Here is a 19367-nt window from a genome sequence, read left to right on the forward strand (position 1 = left end):
GCGGATGGACGGCCCTGGCAGCGTCGAGCATCAGTACTTCAGGCGCAGCTCTTCCACCGTCGGCTGCTGCAGCGCGTACCAGTCCTGGAACTCTTCCTCGGTAATCTCATCGGGCGCATACACCGCCACCGGGTGCCAGTCGTGGTCGGTCGGCAGCGGCTGGCGCGGGCCGGCACGCAGGCTGTAGGCCACGCCTTCGTAGTCGACCAGGTCATCGACCTGCGGCCACTGTTCGCGTGCGAACGCGGATTCACTCTTCAACAGGATCACCTGGTACATCGGCACCTCCACCTCGGTTGGATCAGGAAAACACGGCGCTGGCAGCAGGATACCGCCACGCCGGTGACAACGGGCGCTCCGCCGGGGCGACGGAACGTTCTGGACACGGCCATCGCCCCGGCTTCACCCGCCCATGGCAAGGCCATCGGCATCGTGGAGGCCCACCCCTGCCACGACTGCTGATGACCGAGCACCCGCCGCTGAAAACCGTCGCCGACCTCAAGCTGCCCCGCTACCTGGGCACCTGGTACGAGATCGCACGCCTGCCGATGCGCCATGAACCGGAAGGCTGCACCGACGTGTCGGCGCACTACACCCTGCTCGACAACGGCAACGTCGGCGTCACCAACCGCTGCCGTATGGACGGCGAGGTCGAGGAAGCCACCGGCGAGGCCTGCGCCGTCGACAACGACAGCGCGCGCCTGGAAGTGAGCTTCCTGCCCAAGGGCCTGCGCTGGCTGCCGTTCGCCAAGGGCGACTACTGGGTGATCCAGGTCGCGCCGGACTACAGCGTGGCACTGGTCGGCAGCCCCGATCGCAAGTACCTGTGGCTGCTGGCCCGCGAACCGCAGCTGGACGCTACCGTGCAGGACCATTATCTGGCCGCCGCCCGCCTGCAGGGCTTCGATCTGTCCGAACTGATCCAGACCCCGCATACCGGCCGTCCCACCGCCTGAGCAGCACACGGCCATGGACCTGAAGAGCGGTTACCCCTGGTGGGCGATACGCAATGGATTGATCCAGGCGTTTCCGCCATTGGAAAAGGATCTGCGCTGCGACGTGCTGGTGGTCGGCGGCGGCATCACCGGTGCGCTGATTGCCGACGAACTGTCCCGGCATGGCCACGACGTGGCGGTGATCGAGCAGCGCGACATCGGCTGGGGCAGCACCGCCGCCAGCACCGCGCTGCTGCAGTACGAGATCGATACCCACCTGCTGGAGCTGACCGAGCGCTACGGGCAGGACGCCGCCGCGCTTGCCTATCGGGCCTGTGCCGAGGCGATTCCGGCCCTGGGCGACGTGGCTCGCGGCCTGAAAGACGTTGATTTCCAGCGCATGGACAGCCTGTACCTGGCCAGCCGCCATCGCGACGTGCCGCGCCTGATGGCCGAAGGTGAGGCGCGGCGCGGCATCGGTCTGGATGCCCGCTGGCTCGGCCCGGAGGCACTGCAGGAACGCTTCGGCGTGGACGCCGGCGGTGCCCTGCTCACGCGCCAGGCGGCGCGGGTCGATCCCTATCGCCTGACCTATGCGCTGCTGCAACGCGTGCGCCGGCGCGGCGGCAATGTGCATGACCGTACGGTGCTGCACACGCTCACGCCCAGCGCGCGCGGGGTAACCGCCCTCACCGAGGACGGCGCCACGATCCACGCCCGCCACGTGGTGCTGGCAATGGGCTATGCCAACCAACGCTGGCTGCATCAGCGCGTCGCACGCAACCGCAGCAGCTATGCCTTCATCACCGACCCGATCGATGCGGACGTGCTGGGCCGGCTGCGCAACACGATGGTGTGGGAGAGCGCACGCCCGTACCTCTACCTGCGCGCCACCGGCGATCGCCGCCTGCTGGTGGGCGGGCTGGACGACGCCATCGACATCCCCGCCCGCCGCGACAGGCGCGTAGAGCGCAAGGCGGACAAGCTGATGAAGCAGCTGCTGCATTGGTTCCCGCGGCTGGACCCGGTGCCGGCGTTCTCCTGGGCCGGCACCTTCGCCGAAACGGCGGACGGCCTGCCGTTCTTCGGCCCGCACGATCAATGGGGGCCACGGGTGCACTTCGCCATGGCCTACGGCGGCAACGGCATCACCTATTCGATGATCGGCGCGCAGCTGCTGCGGGCCCGGATCGAGCGCCGCAGGCATGCTCTGGAAGGGCTGTTCGGGTTCGAGCGGTTGTGACCTGCAGCCAGGCATGGCCTGGCTCTACCCCAATCCGGCGCCGACAGGCATCATTCAAGCAACCCCTGCTAGCGTCGGCCTGTACCGCCGCGTGTTGCGCGGCCACCTGTCCGCTGGAGCGCCGTCATGATCCGCCCCCTGACCCTGCTGCTGTGCCTGACCCTGCCGGGAACCGTGCTGGCCCAGTCCGCCGCTGGCGCCACCGCGCCGCAGGCCGCCGGCCTGGACCTGACGCTGCCGCAGGCGCCGATGCGCTACCTCAACGACCCGGCCCTGCAGCAGGACCCGCCGGGCACGTACTACGGTGACAAGAGCGGCCCGCGCGTGCACGACGACGCGAAGATCGCCGACGTCACCGACGACAAGGTCAAAGTGTCCGGCAGCTTCACTACCGGCATCGGCTATTCCAAGAACGGTGGCAACAGCCACTACAACGCCGCCACGCTGAACCTGAGCAAGAACTACACCACCGATGAGGGCAAGACCCACGGGGTCAACGTCAACATCCACGTGAGCGAAGGCAAGGGCCCGGGCTTCTACGGCCCGTACGGCGGCTACTACGGCCGCGGCCCGGGCTACTGGGATTACCCGCCGCCGTTTGGCTGGTAAGCGCCGCGTCGGGCCTGGGCCGACCAGGGTCGGCCGCTACCGATGCGTACGTTTGGCAGGTGTCGACCTTGGTCGACACGCTTTCTCCCCGTGTGCCGGCCAGCGGCCGGCACTACCAGCAGGTCAATCCAGCCAGCCATCGCGCTCGCTGTGCAGGATGCGGCCGTCATAGCCGCTCAGGCGCACGTCCACCTTCTGGTTGCGGGCGTTGCGGGCTTCCAGCGACCAGGTCGCACCATCGCGTTCCAGCGAATGGATCTCGCGCAGGCCATGCGCCTGTGCCCGTGCCAGCACCTGCTCGGTGGTCAACAGCGCGCGACCGCTGTGCTCGTCGAAGATCTCGCCGGTCTTGGGGTCAACGTAGACCTCGCTGAAGCGGCCATCGGCGCGGCTCACGTCAGCCTCCCACAGGCCATCATCGCGTTCGATCTCGTGGATCTGGGTGTAGCCGGCCTTGCGCAGGGTCTGTTCGACCTGGGCCATGCCCAGCGGTGCAGCCTGTGCGGCCGGTGCGATGGCCAGCAGAGCAACAGTGGCGAGGGTGAGCGACTTCAACATGGGGGTTCTCCTGTTCGTGTTCGTGGCCGGACCATCCCGGCAACGCCACAATGCACCCCGTGGTTAACAGCTCCTTAGCCGGCACTGTTAGCCCGCTGTTAGTCAGCCCCGGCACACTCACGCCTGTTCCTACAGCCCGCCCTGCGCCCCGATGCTCTCCACCCTGCCCCTGCTGCTGGCCCTGGCCAGCGCCTCGACCACCGCCGCGCCGGCACAGGACCCGGCGCAGCAGGTCGCGCGCCGCGCCGTGCAGCAGGGCCGCTACGTACCGTTGGAAAGCGTGGTGCGCGATGCGCTCAAGCGCTTTCCGGGCCAGCTGCTGGAAGTGGAGCTGGACGACGGCGTCTACGAAGTGGAGATTCTGCGCGGCGACGGCGTGGTAGTGGAGCTGGACTATGATGCGCGCAGCGGAAAGCTGCTGAAGACGGAGCTCGACGACTGATGCGCATCCTGTTGGCCGAAGACGATGCCGCGCTGGCACAGCGCCTGCTGCCCCTGCTGGAGCAGGCGGGCTACGTGGTGCACGTGGTTGCCGACGGCCGCCAGGCCGAGGAGATCGGTCAGATCGAAGACCTGCAGGCCGCCATCGTCGACCTGGGCCTGCCCGGATTGGACGGACTGAGCGTGATCGAGCGCTGGCGCGGCAACGGCCGCAGCTTTCCGGTGCTGGTGCTGACCGCGCGCGGGCGCTGGCACGACAAGCTGGCTGGGTTCGATGCCGGTGCCGATGACTATCTCACCAAGCCGTTCCAGGCCGATGAGCTGGTGCTGCGCCTGCGCGCCCTGATCCGCCGCAGCCACGGCCACGCCAGCCCGCGCCTGCACTGCGGCCCGCTGCAGCTGGACGTCAACGCCGGCCGCTTTGAACTGGATGGGCAGGCGCTGTCGCTGAGCCCGCAGGAGTTCCGCCTGCTCAGTTACTTCATCCACCACAGCGGCCAGGTGATCGGCCGCGACCGCCTGGGCGAACAGGTGTTCGATGGCGGCCACGATCCGGACTCGAACGCACTGGACGTGCTGCTCGGGCGGGTGCGCCGCAAGCTCGGCATCGATCTGATCCAGACCGTACGCGGCCAGGGTTGGCGGCTGGCCGCGCCGTGAGCCGGCAACCCTCGCTGCGACGGCGCCTGCTGCTGGCTGGCGGTGTCGGCCTGCTGCTGGTCTCGCTGCTGGCCAGTGCACTGCTGGGCGAGCTGTTCAAGCGCAGCGCGCGCGATCGCTTCGACCATGAACTGCAGCAGGACATGCTGACCCTGCTGGCGCAGGCCGAAGTGGATGCGGACGGACAGCTGCGCCTGCGCCAGGAACCGAATGACGCACGCTTCCAGCGCGTGTTCTCAGGTGCTTACTGGCAGATCGCCGGTGCCGATGGCCGTGTGCTGCTGCAATCGCGCTCGCTGTGGGATGAAACGCTGCCTGCCACGGCCATGGGAGCGGCCACCCGCAATCTGGCTGGACCGCTGCAGCAATCCCTGCGCGCACGCGTGCAGCAGGTGCGCCTGCCACGCGCCAACGAACCGTTCGTGGCCGTGGTTGCCACCGATCGCAGCGCGCTGGATGCAGACGTTGCCGCGTTCCGCCAGCGTACTGCCATCGCGCTGGGTGTGTTGGTCGCGGCGTGGCTGGCGGTGCTGGCCAGCCAGGTGCGCTTCGGATTGCGTCCATTGCATCGCCTCGGTGCACAGCTGGAACGGGTGCGGCGCGGCGACGCGCAGCGCATCGATACACAGGGGCTGGGTGCGGAGGTCGCACCGCTGGGCGAGGAGCTCAACGCGCTGCTGGAGCATCAGCAACGCATGGTCGCGCGCGCGCGAACCAGTGCACAGGATCTGGCGCATGCGCTGAAAACCCCGCTGAGCGTGCTGGCCACTGAGGCCGACGGCGACGGCGCGGACTGGCGCGCCACCGTACGCGAGCAGAGTGCGCGTATGCAGGCCAGCGTCGACCGTTACCTGGCCGCAGGGTTGGCCGCCGACCATCGCCAGCGCACCGACGTGGCGGCAGTCGCACAGGCGATGTGCCGGCTGATGGCACGCGTGCATGGCGAACGTGGCATCACGTTCACGGCGGCTGGTATCGATCCGGCACTGCAGTTCGCCGGTGCCAGTGCGGACCTGGAGGAGATGCTGGGCAATCTGCTGGACAACGCCGGCAAGTGGGCGAAGCAACAGGTGGACGTCACTGCAGACACCAGCGAAGGGCAGTTGCGCATTGAGGTACGCGACGACGGCCCCGGGCTGGCTGCAGACGCGCTGGAACAGGTCACCCAGCGTGGCGTGCGCCTGGATGAGCGCGAGGGCAGCAGTGGGCTGGGGTTGGCGATTGTGGGTGATATCGCTGCCAGTTATGGCGGACGCGTTGCGCTGGAAAATGCGCAGCCGGGCCTGCGTGCGACGTTGTGGTTGCCGGTGGCGTGAAGCGGCCAACCTGACGGTGGGTAGTGCCGGCCGCTGGCCGGCAACCACGTGATCACCGGGAACGCCCTGCGGAAGCCGGCCAGCGGCCGGCTCTACCAAGCGCCAACCCGACCGGTCGCCGTGCTCCAGGTAGGTGTCGACCTTGGTCGACACGCATCAAAAGCGCCGACCAGGGTCGGCATCTACCAAAGCAGTACATCAGTTCCGTCGGCCATCGCCCCCCGGTAGGTGTCGACCTTGGTCGACACCCACCCAGCATCAACGGTGATGCATCCACCAGCAATCAATCGCGTCCAGCACGATGTGGATGATCAAGCCGATGCCGAACAACCGCGTTTTCTTCGGCACGCACAACCCCGCGTAGACGGCAATCGCCGGTGCGGTATGCAACGGATGGAAACCGATGCTGCAGCGGTTCGGTGCATAGATCGGGTCGGCCAGCAGATGGTCCAGATCGATGATCCAGCCCAGCAGCATCAGCAGCCACGCCGAGGCGAAGCGCTTGCGCCAGAACAGCCATGCCAGCAGCGCTGGCACGGCGGCATGCAGGAACAGGTGGAAGATCGCGCGCGCGCTCATCGGGGCCGGTAGCGCCGGGCCTATGCCCGGCGTTCCCGTTGACCTCAGACCAGCGGTTCGTCGGACAGGTAGGTGTAACCGGTCAGGCCGGCTTCCAGCGCCTCCGACAGCTCCTGCGCGCGCTCCGGCGACAGCTGCGCCTCGGCCACGCGCTGCGCATAGGTCGCACGCAGTTCGTCCAGGCGGTAACCCACGTAATCCAGCATCACATCGGTGGTGTCGCCACGGCGCTGCTGGGTAATGGCATAGCCATCGGCATCGGCCAGCACTTCCACCGCGTCGGTATCGCCGAACAGGTTGTGGATGTCGCCCAGGATCTCCTGGTAGGCGCCGACCATGAAGAAACCGATGCGGTAGCTTTCGCCCGGCTTCATCTTGTGCAGCGGCAGCGAGCTGTCCAGGCTCTCGTTCTCAACATAGGTTTCCACCATGCCGTCCGAGTCGCAGGTCATGTCGGCGATGATGCCGCGGCGGTCCGGGGTTTCGTCCAGACGCTCGATCGGCACGATCGGGAACACCTGGTCGATCGCCCACACGTCCGGGATCGATTCGAACACGCTGAAGTTGACGAAATACTTGTCGACCAGGCGCTCGTTCAGTTCGTCCAGCACCGGGCGATGGCTCTTCTCGTCATAGCTCAGGCGCGCACGCACGCCGTGGGCGATGGCGTAGAACAGATCGTCGATGCGCGCACGCTGCGGCAGGTCGATCTGGCCCAGCGCGTAGCTGGCCAGGCCTTCGGCATGGAAATGCTGCGCTTCCTGGAACAGCTCCACCGCCGGGCGCACGTCCAGCTCGTCGTGGATCTCGCGCAGGTGGCGGATCGCCGCCGGCTCGTCGTCGTGCTGGTCCGGCACGCGGCCTTCCTGCGCCTCTTCCACTTCCGAGACATTGGCGATCAGCACCGCGTGGTGCGCGGTCATCGCGCGGCCGCACTCGGTGACGATGCGCGGCGGAGTCAGGCCGAACTCTTCGCAGGCATTGGCCAGCGGCTGCACGATGTTGCTGGCGTAGGAATGCAGGCCGTAGTTGATCGAGCAGAAGCTGCGCGAACGGGTGCCTTCATAGTCCACGCCCAGGCCACCGCCCACATCGACGTGGGTGATCTTCGCGCCCAGGCGCGACAGCTCCACGAAGTAGCGGGTGGCTTCGCGCATGCCGTTGGCGATGTCGCGCACGTTGGAGATCTGCGAGCCCATGTGGAAGTGCAGCAGGTTCAGGCAGTCGGCGTACTCGGTGTCACGCAGCGACTTCCACAGATCCAGCAGCTGGCGCGGCGACAGGCCGAACTTGGCCTTGTCACCACCGCTGTTCTGCCACTTGCCGGCGCCCAGCGAGGCCAGGCGCATGCGCACGCCCAGGCCCGGCTTCACGTCCAGCGCCTTGGACTCTTCCAGCACCAGCTTCAGCTCGGACGGCTTCTCGATGACGATGAAGGTCTGCAGGCCCAGCTTGCGGCCGATCAGGGCCAGGCGGATGTACTCGCGGTCCTTGTAGCCGTTGCAGACGATCAGGCCACCCGGGCGCGACAGCGCCAGCACGGCCATCAGCTCGGGCTTGCTGCCCGCTTCCAGGCCGAAGCCCTCGCCGTGGTGGCTGGCCAGGGTGCCGGCCACGCCGCGGGTCTGGTTGACCTTGATCGGGTACACGGCGGTGTAGCCGCCGCTGTACTCCCAGTCCTGCTGGGCCTGGGCGAAGGCCGCCTGCAGCTTGCCCAGGCGCTGGCCGAGGATGTCCGGGAAGCGCACCAGCAGCGGCAGCTTGGCACCGGCCGCGCGCGCAGCATCGACCACCTTGGGCAGCGACACCACCGGGCCGTCCGCCCCGGTCGGTCTCACCACCATGTGCCCGGCCTGATCCACGTCGAAGTAACCGTCCGCCCAATGCGGGATCGAGTAGGTCTTGCGGGCTTGGTCGAGGGACCAATCGGTCATTTCAGTCGGCCTTGTTGGCAATAAAAGGGGGGGCATGATAACGCCTATATGCCCACAGGTTCGTTATCATGCGCGCCCGCGCCCGTGACAGGTTCCAACCTGAACGGGCCGATCCGTCCGGATGTGGCATCTGTGCCACGCGGCCCCGCCCGCCAGCCCGGCTCCACCCCTCCGAACAGGACTGTTTTCCAATGACTGACAGCAACAACTGGTACATCGAACACTTCGAGCGCACCGGCTCGGCCATCGGCTACCGCATCACCGGCAAGCTGGACGAGGTGCAGTCGCCGTTCCAGAAGATCGAGATCTTCCAGACCACCGACTGGGGCAACCTGATGACCATCGACGGGGCCATCATGCTGACCAGCAAGGACAACTTCTTCTATCACGAGATGATCAGCCACCCGGTGCTGTTCACCCACGCCGCGCCCAAGCGCGTGGTGATCATCGGTGGCGGCGACTGCGGCACCCTGCGCGAAGTGCTCAAGCACACCGGCGTGGAGAGCGTGACCCAGTGCGATATCGACGAGCAGGTCACGGTGATGGCGCGCAAGCACTTCCCGGAACTGTGCGATTCCAACGACGACGCCCGCGCCGAGCTGCTGTTCGACGACGGCGTGGCCTACATGGCCAACTGCCCGGCCGGCAGCGTGGACGTGGTGATCGTCGATTCGACCGACCCGGTCGGCCCCGGCGAAGGCCTGTTCAACAAGGCCTTCTACGAGAGCTGCTTCAAGGCCCTGAAGGACGACGGCATCCTGGTGCAGCAGTCCGAGTCGCCGCTGATGCAGCTGGACCTGATCAACGAAATGCGCACCGAGATGGGCAAGGCCGGCTTCGGCTCGTTCAAGACCCTGCCGTTCCCGCAGCCGTGCTACCCCACCGGCTGGTGGAGCGTGACCATGGCGCGCAAGGGCGACAGCAGCTTCGACTTCCGCCAGGCCGACTCAGCCGCCAAGACCTTCAACACCCTGTACTACACCGCCGCGCTGCACACCGGCGTGCTGGTGACCCCGCCGTTCGTGCAGGCCGCACTGAAGTAAGGCGTGCCGACCAACGGTCGGCACCCACCCAAAAGAAAACCCGCGCTGGCAACAGCGCGGGGTTTTTCATGGTCCGGTAGTGCCGGCCGCTGGCCGGCAACCGCATGTAACGATCAGAGCGCCCAGATACCGGCGATCACCGCCACCACCAGGCCCCACTTGATGACCTGATACGCCACCACGCTGCGCTCGCGCAGTGCCTTGGCCTTCAGGCGCACCTTGTAGACGCTGCCAAAGGCCTTGTTGACGCCACCGGTCGGGTCACCCGGCAGGTTCGGAGAGGCACCACCGGCCAGCAGCGTGGCCGCCACCGCGCGGTTGAACAGCCCCGGCAGGCCGAAGCGCAGCGGGCGGGCGATGTCGCAGAACAGGATCACGCGGTCATCCGGCGTCTCGTTGTGCGCGTGGTGGATGTAGGTCTCGTCGAACATCATCCACTCGCCGTCGCGCCAGCTCTTCTTGATGCCGTCCACTTCGATGTAGCAGCCGTCGTTGTTGGGCGTGGCCAAGCCCAGGTGCAGGCGCAGCGAACCGGCGAAGGGGTCGCGGTGCGGGCGCAGTTCGCTGCCCGACGGCAGCTGCGCGAACATCGCCGCGCGCACATCCGGCAGCGACTCCAGCAGCGCGGTGGTCTTGGGACACATCGCCTTCGCCGACGGGTGCGACGGGCCGTACCACTTCAGGTAGAAGCGCTTCCAGCCACGGCGGAAGAACGAGTTGAAGCCGGCGTCGTTGAACGTGCTGGACGCAGCGATCTTCTGTGCATCGCGCAGCGCCAGCGCCTCGTCGCGGATCATCTGCCAGTTCTGGCGCAGCGGCTCCAGCTGCGGGAATTCCTTGGCCGGGTCCAGGAACGGCGTGGTCGGCACCTTCGAGAACATGTACATGACCACGTTGATCGGGGCCATGAAACTGGAGTGGTCCAGCAGCTGGCGCGACCAGCGCGCGCGGACCTTGCCACGGAAGTGGATGTACAGCACGCAGGCGACGAACAGCGCTGCAATGACGATTTTGATGATCAAAACACTTTCCTCCAGCCGCAGCCGGAACGGGAAACAGGGCGATGCACGGCCGGACGGCCAGCACCGGTGGGGACCGCGGCAGGGGACGGGGACGTGCCAGGAAGGGGCGGCCGCCGATGTCGCGAATTAACAGCTTATGGTCGGCAGGCCGTGCGTCGGGGTCAAGCTGGACGTGCGTGACGTTCAGCGGGCCGCGGATGAACGAAATAGAGCGAAGCGCAACCTATTGATTCTGAAAGAATCACCGACCAAGTGAGACAGAATTGTCCGATTGGGCGCGACGAACTGTTCCAGCCACGACCCCGACATTTCTCCGACAAATCGTGGAATAGCGAACTGGCGAGTACTAAAATTAACGAAAACTTAGTAACTCCCTGTAACACCGGTTCGCTTGACGCTTTGCGCCACCCACCGGGTCGTCCGAGACCCCGACATGTATCTTCCCGCTCTGCCCCCCTCCTCCTGCGGCGATGACGCCGCCACCCCGCTGCTGCTCAAGCGCGGCGAACGCTTCTTGGCCCCCGACGTCTACCGTACCTGCCTGGACGGGCGCGAGGCGGTCATCAAGGACTATTCCCGCTACCGCGGAACTCCCGTTTCACTGATCGCGCGGCTGATGGTGCGCCGTGAGGCCCGCATGCTGCAGCGCCTCGGCGGCTGGAAGCATGCCCCTGCACTGCTCGGCACCCTCGGTGGCCTGGCGCTGGGCATGGAGTTCATTCCCGGCCAGACCCTGAGCACCGCGCAGGCCGTGGGCAATGAAGTGTTCGAGCAGCTGCAGCACGCGCTCAGCCGCCTGCACGCCGCCGGCATCACCCACAACGACCTGCATGGCACCAACGTGGTGGTCAGCAGCGGCGTACCGGTGCTGCTGGACTTCACCTCGGCCTGGCGCGTACCCCGCTGGCTGCGCCGCGGCCCGCTGAGCCGGCAGATGCGCCGCAGCGACATGAAGAACCTGCTGAAGATCCGCCAGCGCGTAACCGGCCAAGCGCCGAGCCCCGCACAGGCCGCACTGGTGGCCGACCCGGGCTGGGTGGCCGCCGTGCGCCAGGGCTGGAAGCGGTTCTACAAGTGGGCGAAGCGGCGGTAAGCGCTTTGCTTTGGTAGGGGTCGAGCTTGCTCGACCGCTTTACCGCTCCTTGTAGAGTCGAGCCATGCTCGACTGCTCTTCCTGCATCGCGCGAAATGCAGTCGAGCATGGCTCGACTCTACAGAAACCGGGTTACAACGCGTCCGCGTCCAGTTCACCGGTACGAATACGCACCACACTGCCCAGGTCGTACACGAACACCTTGCCGTCACCAATCTTGCCGGTGCCGGCCGCCTTCACGATGGCCTCAACCACGGCCTCCACCTGGTCATCGGTCACTGCCACTTCCAGCTTCACCTTCGGCAGGAAATCGACCACATACTCCGCGCCGCGGTACAGCTCGGTATGACCCTTCTGGCGACCAAAGCCCTTCACTTCCGTCACCGTGATCCCAGTGACCCCACGCTCGGCCAGCGCTTCGCGCACGTCGTCGAGCTTGAACGGCTTGATCACCGCCATGACCATCTTCATCGTCTATCTCCTGTCTTCCGGCGTGGAGGATAGCGCCTGAACGCGGCCCGTGCGAAGCCGCTGCCGCCTGTCCGGGCAGTGGGTGCCAGCAGTATCCTTGTGCCCGAATGGCCTGCCCGCGCCGGATGCACGGGCCCACCCCCACGGAGCACCCCATGATCGACCTGAATCACATCGATGACCTCGCCCGTCGCCTCAGCGACCTGGTGCCGCCGGGCCTGCGCGAATCGCGCGAGGAACTGCAGGCCACCTTCAAGAGCGCGCTGCAGGCCGGCCTGGCCAAGCTCGACCTGGTCACCCGCGACGAGTTCGAAGTACAGCGCGCGGTGCTGCTGAAGACCCGCGAGAAGCTGGATGCGCTGGAAACCGCCGTGCGTGAACTGGAAGGGCGCGGCGCCGCAGAATGAAAAAAGGAGGCGCACTGCGCCTCCCACTACAGAGTATTTCCCGGATAGGGCCTTGCAGCAAGGCCCGCCGGGCGCCCTAGACTCGCCGGCCTGTCGATCCGGCAGGACACGCAGGGGCAGTGCCGATGGCGCAGGACACCGAATGGACACCCGTTTCGCATGACACCTGCGACCAGGTTGCCGGGCCGTTCTACCACGGCACCCGCGCTGATCTGGCGGCGGGCGAGTTGCTGAGTGCGGGCTACCGCTCCAACTATCGCGACAGCGTGGTGATGAACCACATCTACTTCACCACGATTGCCAAGGGCGCCGGGCTGGCTGCGGAGATGGCCCGCGGTGAAGGGCGGCCGCGCGTGTATGTGGTGGCGCCGACCGGGCCGTTTGAAGACGATCCGAATGTGACCAACAAGAAGTTTGCTGGGAACCCGACGCGGTCGTATCGGAGTGCGGAGCCGTTGCGGGTGGTTGGGGAGATTGTGGAGTGGGAGCTGTACGACGCGGAATTCGTTCGGCAGTTGAGGGCGTTTGTTGCTTCGGGGAGTGGGGAGATCATCAATTGAAGGAAGGAGAGACCCGTGCTTTGGCTGACGGAAGATCAATGCAGCAGGTCGTCGAACGATGTCCGCTTTCGGCCAGAAGCAGACATTTTCGGCGACAACCATTTCTGGGGAAACTTCACAAGAGGCCAGGACACAAAGCACCCGGGATTGACGAATGTATCGCTAACGAATTGCTAGACATCAGAATGCTTGCTAACAGTGAGGTCGACGATGCCACCGCGAGCACGAAGAAGATCAACGTAGTAGTTGGCAGTATCTCCGCGCACTATGATCCTGCCGCCAATTGCTACACTCTTGAAAAGCTGAGGCGGTGCGGAGCCAAGAGTCACGCTTAGGGATACACCGGCTTCAGCTGCTGATATGACATGAACTGTGCACAGCCCGTCTGTTGTCGTAGCCGAATTTCCAGTATTGACCCCAGTCTCTAGTAGAACGATTGGTGAAGGCGCCGATAGCGCTTCGCGAGCAGAAAGCTGATCTTTCAAGCGGGTGATCTCATCATTGCGCGGTGCTACGAGGAGGTGATGGCTAACTGCCCAAGTGCTGGCGACCACAACAGCGCAGAGACCGAAGAGTCTGACGAAAGGGTGCTTTTGAAATTTATCGAGCAAGATAATTCTCCATGAGGCCTAACTACCTAGTAAACGGACTCAAAGGTCCGACCATACGACTTACCAACAGCGCAGCGCATGGCCTTTCACCTTGAGATCATTCGATCTTATGGTGGGCTCTTCCGGCAAACAAACCAGTCTGTAGCCCGAGAGAGAGCTAGGCCTGGAGACCTCGCCCAGTCACAACCCGTCAGCAGACAGAGCCCATTGCGGTTTGCATGACGGCCAGCGGCCAATAGCCAACATATCGCCCGCGCTCGAAATTTGAGATCACGCGTACCCTAGAATCTGCCAACAACGGACCGTACCCGCGCTCTTTCCCTATCATCCAGGAAGAGCAACACTACGTAGTTGCCTGCCATCGTCTGATCAAGCTCTATCGTGCCATCACGCCCTATCGTCACGAGCGTGTCCCGATCGGCGCTCCTGCCTGTAGCGCATCCAACTTGGAGCTCGCTGAGCTCGTCGGGAAGCCGCATTCGATGAGCTTCGCGGCAATGTCCGTCGCATCGTTCCTGGGATTCTTCAGTTTTCGGGCATTGACATAGTTTGCATTGCCGATGACCAGAGCCGTGAGTCGACGACTCATGGCTGCATGACCCCGCCGCTCTCAACCACTGCGGCGCGAACCAGCTCTCGGACCCCGCGCATGAACTCGATCGCCGACGATGTGTTGACAGTGCCGGGAATCGGCGCCGCCAGTTGATAGATCCCCCGGATATCGATGGCGCGACGCGACGCTGAACCCTTGCCTTTATGTTCCATGCCACGGCGCCACTGCGTCAGGTGTTCGTCGACCAGCCGTTTCAGCGCAAGCTCATGCAAATGCCGGAATACGATCTGGCGAATCGGCGCGATGGCCTGCTGAGCTTCATGTGCGTCAACCAGCGGCCTGGACCAGCCGATTGGGTTGTCAAGGAAGTTCGCAACCTCTTCGATGATGCGGCCGACGAGATCGGCAACTGGCCGCAGCGAGTCGTACTCGATACCGGTCTCGTTCGAAATCTTCCGATTGAGCGCCTTGATGCGGGTCCAGTGCTCCGCCGGCAGCGTGGCACCGATCGCCAAGCCCAGGCGCGCCGCCCATGCTTTCTGGAAGCTGTCGGCGGCGCGCTGGACGGCAAAGCCTAGCCCGGAGGCGTCGTAATGGGGCTTTGCATCCGGTGCCGGCAACGGCTCGACCAGCCTCTCAGCGCCCGCAACCAGCTTGCCGAGCTGCGCCTTCACGCCAGGCGGAAGCTTGGTGCTCGGCCCATCGAGCGCCCCCAGCATGAAGCTCTGGTCGTCGATCATTCGTTCCATCGCTGCCACAATGGCGGGGGTCAGCACTTCCTTGAGCTTTGAAAGGTAGTTATGAACAGAACCTAGGACATGCGAACGCTTGTCGGCGAAAGTTGGGAGGTTGAGCCCCTTGACCTGGTCAAAGTGCGTGAATGCGAGCAGCAACTTGTTGTAGTTCCCGCTAGAGGCGACAGCTCGCAGAACCGATTGAGCTGCCGCCTGCACGGGCTGCTCGGCGTTGTCCACCAGCAGGATGGCATCGACTTCCGAGAAGCGCCGCGTGATGTGCGTCGTCACACTCGTTGAGGAATCCGGCGTGTGGCCGAGTCCCTGGCCATCCAGCAGCACGACCTTGGCCTGATGGTCTGTGAAGGTCGGAAACAGAGGGCCCATGACACGGATCCCATCCACCAGCGGCGTTAGTAACTTCCCGAAGGACGGCGCGAAGTTGCTCGAGAACCAGCGCACCTGCTTGAGGAACTCAGTCCGATCATTTGTACTGTACGTCCACATCAGCGGCCATCGCGAGCTGGCGCTGCGGTAGGTTCGCTCGCCGCTCTGCATGGCATCGAAGCGCTGCAGTGCGTCGTCGATCACGTCTTGGACGATGTCGTGGAACTGCTCATCGGCAAACAGCTCGCTTTGGAAGATTTCAAGCGCCGCCTCGCGGTCTTCGGCGTTCGCCGAGTGCGGATCGGGAAGCAGTTCCTTGGTGATGGCCTCCGCCTTAGCTGCGGCCAAGCTCGTGATGCGGCAAACATAGTCGACCAGCCTGGCCTGCTGGGCTTCGGCGTCAGCGCTGGAAACGGCCTCGTCGCTGCTCGCCGCAGCCGTGGCCGCTGGGTCGGGTTCGCCGAAATCCCAGTCGTCGGCGGCGGGCTCGACGGCCACGTTCTTACCCCATGAGCCCAGTAGATAGCTCAGTCGAAAGCGCTGGTCCGGGTGATGCAGAAAGCGATCCGCGACCTTGTCCTCAGGAAGCTTGTCCCACACGGCGGCACAGGCGCTGAGCACGCAGTCTTCGACGTTGGCTTGGATGACGCTCTCGGAGAAGAAGGTCACCGCTGCCCGGAATTCGCCAGCGGCCGGAATCACCTCTATGTCCGAGACGGTGGTCTTGGCCGTGGAAGTGGAAGGGAAGCGATCTAACTCAGGGTCCGAGCCGATCAGGTGGCGCAGCAGCGAGGTCTTGCCCGCCCCTGTCGTGCCGACGAAGAGCATCCTTGCATAGCCCTCCTCCTTGCCCGGCAGGGGGATGACGCTGTTGCGGGTTTCGAAGGAATTGGTGACGCCGGCTTGGATACCGTCATAGAAGGCATCAACAATGCGCTGGTCGAAGGCTTGGAGCGCCTCATGATGTTTAGCCGCCGTCCACCAGATTTTATCCTGTAACAGCAGGTTCATCTGAGCGACGAGAACTTCCGCCCTGACCTTGTCGTCGGTGCCCAGGCCACGCCGCATCTTCAAGCCAGGCCTGCCCTTTGAGTCGAGCTTCAGAGGATGCCGGAAGCTGATACTGAAACCCGGCCGCCCGGGGGTCGTCGATAGAGATGCTGTGTAGCCCATAACCTTCGCCCCTTGTTGTTCCATGTTGTACCGAAAGCAACTCTATCCTCCGCGCGACTCGCCGTCAACAAATTTGGTACAACGCGGAACAACGGAACTCCCGGAGCGATGACTTAGCCCCGTGCGAGCTCAAAGCGGCGAATTTCGCCTCACGACCGGCATCCCGAGTTGCCTGACCAGGAAGGTTCACATGCGTCGCAGCCACCCTTGTCGATGCCGGCGGTAGCTGGCACGGCTGCCGTCAGTCCGGCACCGCGCGACTGCTCTAGCTAGCACCTAGGTATCGGAAGCGCGAGTGACATTTCGGGTGGCCATTGTCCGCGACTGCCGCCAACGCCGGAGTCGATAGTCACACGCCGAACGTTCACAACGGGTCGAGCACGGACTGAAGCACTGCTGATGACAGGGGAAAAGTGTCCGCTTTCGGCCAAGAGCGGACTCTCGCAGTGCCTCGAACCGGCCCAAGAATCTGCGTGGCCTAGAACGAAGTATCGGGCCGAACCCTATTTGAACATCTCCAAGAGATCCCTATCTTCATGCCGCTGCTCCCACGTGGAGAGAAAACAGAAGCTCACACCACTTCGCATGGCAGCTTTCTGAAACCCGGCCAGTTCCTCCTTCGTAACCGGGTACTCAACCGGATCAAAGTGCAGAATCCCCCACGGCTTGACGAGAGAGAACCCAGGCAGGAGTTCCGAGAAGATGGTCTTAAGCTGGGGCTGGAGAGTAGAGAAGTCCTTGATCGGACCCGCGCGATTGCCAAGGGCATGACACTGACGACGGATGGTCCTGTCTCCACCCACCACGCGAGCAATGAAGTGGTCCTGGTGCACTCGAACGTAGATCAGCTGACGGCGAAAAATCCTCATCCCCTTCTCAACCCCACACGCTCAATAGTCGTCCATGTAGCTGCACGCCCGCCCATCAATACGTCGGCTCCGCCTTCAGCGCGCTTGAACCCCTGCGCAGCAGGTACAGCGCCACCAGGAACGGCCACAGCGAGTTGATCGATGAGAACAGGCGCTGGGTCAGCCCCCTGAAGCCCTCCGGGTCCGCTCCCACCACGTTCAACCAGAGATAGACGATGCCCCCGATGCTCACCACAGCAGTCACGGCGTACGCCCTTCGGTTGGCAGACCACGCGCTCATCTCGATGTGCGACATCGCAGGTGCAATGATGTTTGCGATACCGATGGTGTAGAAGCCGTGCATCGGATGGCCCATGGGCCAGAGCCCGTTGGTCAGCATGGAGATGCCAAAGATCATCCAACAGATCGCTCCTAGGGCGATCCGGCGACCGGACTCCCGCCATACACCGATGGAGAACGCCACGAAACCCACACCGGAGCCGATAGCCGCGATCCTGCCGCAGATGCTTGCGAGCGTTGGCGCTTGCAGCAACTCGCTGGCGTGCTGTGCAAGCGGGTTGTAGCCCGGCGCGAACACGGCGGCAACGCTGGTCCAGAACAGGAACCACGGAAGCGGGACCAGACCGGCGGAAAGGAGAAGTCGATTGCGGCGTAGCACGTACAGTGATCCTTGTTTTGGCCTACGCCAGTGGGTGGAATCCGTTCAAACGCCGCAGAGCCTTCCTGCTCCGGGCAGGACAGTTCCGGGTGACTACAGCAGTAGTCAGATTCTGCGTGACGCCCTGTGGGGTCAATAGGCAGAAAGTCACTCATGCATGGAGGCGAAGTACGCGGCACTCATCAGCTGCCCTCGCACCGGTTCCTTCGCAATGGCGATCACACATTGCCGTCGGCCCGATGTTGTCGCATTTGCCGTGCCTTGCGTCTCTGGTGGAAGGTTCTGACGACTCCGTTCCAGAAGTGCCGCTGCGCCTAGCACGCCAACGCTCTCGCCGCTTCCGGCGCTATGCGACAATGCCAAAAGCGTCTCGGGTTTTGGCGGCATTGCCCCCAACCCGTTGGCATTCCGAACAACAGCAGGTAATCGTTACTGCGCCACCGTGCATCGGTGGTCGGGACTCGAAAACCCGGATTGCTAGACGTAAGTTTGCGCTTGCCAGCCGGCATCACCTCGCGTGGTGCCGGCTGGCAATCCGTCTGCCGGCTATGGCGGGCGGGGCGTGGGGGTCTTGTACCCGCCGGTTTTGTCTAGCAACCGGTTTTCGAGCCACGCCCTGTCCGCCACCTTTATCGGTGGCGGCTTCTGCATGCACGCAAGGAGCCCAGCCATGACCCAGCCCCACTCCCCTGCCCCGCACGCGATCCACGACGCGCCCGCCAACGGCCCCGTGCTGGATCCGAACACGCTCGTCGCCCTGCTGCACAGCATCGGTTCGGGTGCCGCCTCCGATGGTCAGCCCTGGCCAGAGCGCCACCAAATGCCGGGCCGACGCATCGCCCTGGCCGACACCGACTGCTCGCTGGCAGGTCTTCGCGTGGTGCTGGAAATCCTGCTGGCCGCACAGCGCGCCCGCGAGAACGGTGAGTTGGAGCAATACGTTGGCCCGCGCGTCATGGAGGGCCTGATCATGGCCGGGTTGGGACTCACGGCGCATGCCATCGATCGAGTGCGCCCGGAGGGTTGAGTGGCCTGCTGCCGCTGGGCGGCCATGGCGCTGTCCATGGTTGCAGTGGTTACGGCGCAGTGCCAGTGGCCTGTGCCCCCCTACCTTCGCCTCTCGCGTTCGAGACGATCCCTGGCTATCGCTTCTCAAATCTGCGCCGCCAGACGATCCAGTTCGTGGACGCTCGGCAATGGCAGGGATTCCACTTCGTGGAACGTAAAGAACACGGCAGCTTTCAGGTTCACTGCAGAGGCGTTCCGGTGCTGTGGCTGGAGAATCGCCCAGAGCACGTGCTGATGCAGACGTCGCTGGATGCGGAGCAGCGGGCGCCCGAAGTTCTGCAGTTGCGGGGGTTTCTTCAATGGCAGCTGCAGCCAATGGACTATCTGGAACAGGTGCTGATTGGCGTGCCGGAGCCTGTTCTGATGGATCGGGTGCTGGGGAAGCTCACTGGTGTAGTGCCCGATGGGGCGCGATGTGCGGCGGAGTAGCCGAGCATGGCTCG

23 protein-coding genes are annotated in these 19367 nt (G+C 64.5%); 12 read left to right on the forward strand and 11 right to left on the reverse strand.

The features are described 5' to 3' along the window. Positions 1-30 precede the first annotated feature (30 nt). Positions 31-279, reverse strand: a complete 249-nt coding sequence (locus QRO95_RS04710) for a hypothetical protein (protein WP_006399378.1) — start codon at positions 277-279, stop codon at positions 31-33. 182 nt (positions 280-461) lie between these two features. Between QRO95_RS04710 and QRO95_RS04715 the strand changes: the two genes are divergently transcribed. From QRO95_RS04715 to QRO95_RS04725, 3 genes are all read left to right on the forward strand, one after another. After that, a complete protein-coding gene (locus QRO95_RS04715) occupies positions 462-956 on the forward strand; it encodes a lipocalin family protein (protein WP_285301785.1) in 495 nt (164 codons plus the stop codon). Between the two features lie 13 nt (positions 957-969). Next, positions 970-2178: an FAD-binding oxidoreductase gene (locus tag QRO95_RS04720; RefSeq protein WP_285301786.1), complete on the forward strand. Its 1209-nt coding sequence runs from the start codon at positions 970-972 to the stop codon at positions 2176-2178. 126 nt (positions 2179-2304) lie between these two features. Next, a complete protein-coding gene (locus tag QRO95_RS04725) occupies positions 2305-2787 on the forward strand; it encodes a hypothetical protein (RefSeq protein ID WP_285301787.1) in 483 nt (160 codons plus the stop codon). A 123-nt stretch (positions 2788-2910) separates the two neighbouring features. Here the strand turns inward: QRO95_RS04725 and QRO95_RS04730 are convergent, their stop codons facing one another. Then, entirely contained in the window at positions 2911-3345 is a 435-nt protein-coding gene (locus tag QRO95_RS04730; protein WP_032127132.1) for a PepSY domain-containing protein, read from the reverse strand. Between the two features lie 151 nt (positions 3346-3496). On the opposite strand from QRO95_RS04730, the gene QRO95_RS04735 reads away from it, so the two are divergent. The 3 genes from QRO95_RS04735 to QRO95_RS04745 are packed head-to-tail and all read left to right on the forward strand — an operon-like array spanning position 3497 to position 5762. Beyond that, complete coding sequence (locus QRO95_RS04735) at positions 3497-3787, forward strand: PepSY domain-containing protein (RefSeq protein WP_285301788.1); 291 nt, start codon at positions 3497-3499, stop codon at positions 3785-3787. Further along, the gene (locus tag QRO95_RS04740; RefSeq protein ID WP_121504215.1) at positions 3787-4446 is read left to right on the forward strand and encodes a response regulator transcription factor; all 660 of its coding nucleotides are present in this window, start codon (positions 3787-3789) and stop codon (positions 4444-4446) included. Before QRO95_RS04735 ends, QRO95_RS04740 begins: the two co-directional genes overlap by 1 nt. Then, positions 4443-5762 (forward strand): sensor histidine kinase, encoded by a 1320-nt coding sequence (locus QRO95_RS04745; RefSeq protein WP_285301789.1) that lies wholly within the window; start codon positions 4443-4445, stop codon positions 5760-5762. Before QRO95_RS04740 ends, QRO95_RS04745 begins: the two co-directional genes overlap by 4 nt. A gap of 258 nt (positions 5763-6020) precedes the next feature. On the opposite strand, the gene QRO95_RS04750 is transcribed toward QRO95_RS04745, so the two are convergent. Beyond that, positions 6021-6341, reverse strand: a complete 321-nt coding sequence (locus QRO95_RS04750) for a DUF6122 family protein (protein ID WP_005411369.1) — start codon at positions 6339-6341, stop codon at positions 6021-6023. Between the two features lie 44 nt (positions 6342-6385). Further along, the gene (speA, locus tag QRO95_RS04755) at positions 6386-8275 is read right to left on the reverse strand and encodes an arginine decarboxylase (RefSeq protein WP_005411370.1); all 1890 of its coding nucleotides are present in this window, start codon (positions 8273-8275) and stop codon (positions 6386-6388) included. A 191-nt stretch (positions 8276-8466) separates the two neighbouring features. On the opposite strand from speA, the gene speE reads away from it, so the two are divergent. Further along, positions 8467-9318, forward strand: coding sequence for a polyamine aminopropyltransferase (gene speE / locus QRO95_RS04760; protein WP_032127130.1), 852 nt, complete (start codon positions 8467-8469; stop codon positions 9316-9318). 113 nt (positions 9319-9431) lie between these two features. Here the strand turns inward: speE and QRO95_RS04765 are convergent, their stop codons facing one another. Beyond that, complete coding sequence (locus QRO95_RS04765) at positions 9432-10337, reverse strand: aspartyl/asparaginyl beta-hydroxylase domain-containing protein (protein WP_029550749.1); 906 nt, start codon at positions 10335-10337, stop codon at positions 9432-9434. A gap of 436 nt (positions 10338-10773) precedes the next feature. Here QRO95_RS04765 and QRO95_RS04770 point away from each other — a divergent pair, with 436 nt between their 5' ends. Beyond that, positions 10774-11433, forward strand: coding sequence for an RIO1 family regulatory kinase/ATPase (locus tag QRO95_RS04770; protein WP_285301790.1), 660 nt, complete (start codon positions 10774-10776; stop codon positions 11431-11433). A 132-nt stretch (positions 11434-11565) separates the two neighbouring features. Here the strand turns inward: QRO95_RS04770 and QRO95_RS04775 are convergent, their stop codons facing one another. After that, the gene (locus QRO95_RS04775) at positions 11566-11904 is read right to left on the reverse strand and encodes a P-II family nitrogen regulator (protein WP_005411374.1); all 339 of its coding nucleotides are present in this window, start codon (positions 11902-11904) and stop codon (positions 11566-11568) included. Positions 11905-12059: 155 nt separating this feature from the next. Here QRO95_RS04775 and QRO95_RS04780 point away from each other — a divergent pair, with 155 nt between their 5' ends. Both QRO95_RS04780 and arr read left to right on the forward strand, forming a co-directional pair. After that, a complete protein-coding gene (locus QRO95_RS04780; protein WP_285301791.1) occupies positions 12060-12311 on the forward strand; it encodes a ubiquinone biosynthesis accessory factor UbiK in 252 nt (83 codons plus the stop codon). A 125-nt stretch (positions 12312-12436) separates the two neighbouring features. After that, complete coding sequence (gene arr / locus QRO95_RS04785) at positions 12437-12871, forward strand: NAD(+)--rifampin ADP-ribosyltransferase (protein ID WP_285301792.1); 435 nt, start codon at positions 12437-12439, stop codon at positions 12869-12871. Positions 12872-13044: 173 nt separating this feature from the next. Here arr and QRO95_RS04790 read toward each other — a convergent pair whose 3' ends face one another. The 5 genes from QRO95_RS04790 to QRO95_RS04805 form a co-directional block, all read right to left on the reverse strand. Continuing rightward, entirely contained in the window at positions 13045-13482 is a 438-nt protein-coding gene (locus QRO95_RS04790) for a hypothetical protein (protein ID WP_285301793.1), read from the reverse strand. A gap of 400 nt (positions 13483-13882) precedes the next feature. Further along, the gene (locus QRO95_RS25295; protein WP_343237321.1) at positions 13883-14071 is read right to left on the reverse strand and encodes a caspase family protein; all 189 of its coding nucleotides are present in this window, start codon (positions 14069-14071) and stop codon (positions 13883-13885) included. Then, complete coding sequence (locus QRO95_RS04795) at positions 14068-16230, reverse strand: hypothetical protein (RefSeq protein ID WP_285301794.1); 2163 nt, start codon at positions 16228-16230, stop codon at positions 14068-14070. Before QRO95_RS04795 ends, QRO95_RS25295 begins: the two co-directional genes overlap by 4 nt. A 602-nt stretch (positions 16231-16832) precedes the next feature. Beyond that, entirely contained in the window at positions 16833-17198 is a 366-nt protein-coding gene (locus tag QRO95_RS04800; RefSeq protein ID WP_285301795.1) for a hypothetical protein, read from the reverse strand. A gap of 55 nt (positions 17199-17253) precedes the next feature. Then, on the reverse strand, positions 17254-17856 hold the full coding sequence (locus QRO95_RS04805; RefSeq protein ID WP_285301797.1) for a DUF998 domain-containing protein: 603 nt from the start codon (positions 17854-17856) through the stop codon (positions 17254-17256). Positions 17857-18526: 670 nt separating this feature from the next. On the opposite strand from QRO95_RS04805, the gene QRO95_RS04810 reads away from it, so the two are divergent. Together QRO95_RS04810 and QRO95_RS04815 are read left to right on the forward strand one after the other, a co-directional pair. Next, on the forward strand, positions 18527-18883 hold the full coding sequence (locus tag QRO95_RS04810) for a hypothetical protein (RefSeq protein ID WP_049401575.1): 357 nt from the start codon (positions 18527-18529) through the stop codon (positions 18881-18883). Continuing rightward, positions 18880-19353 carry a hypothetical protein gene (locus tag QRO95_RS04815; protein ID WP_285301798.1) on the forward strand — a complete coding sequence of 158 codons (474 nt, stop codon included), beginning with the start codon at positions 18880-18882 and terminating at the stop codon, positions 19351-19353. The genes QRO95_RS04810 and QRO95_RS04815 overlap by 4 nt, the downstream gene beginning before the upstream one ends. Positions 19354-19367 lie beyond the last annotated feature (14 nt).

Source organism: Stenotrophomonas maltophilia group sp. Smal13, from assembly GCF_030236855.1.
GTDB classification, from domain to species: Bacteria; Pseudomonadota; Gammaproteobacteria; order Xanthomonadales; family Xanthomonadaceae; genus Stenotrophomonas; species Stenotrophomonas maltophilia_A.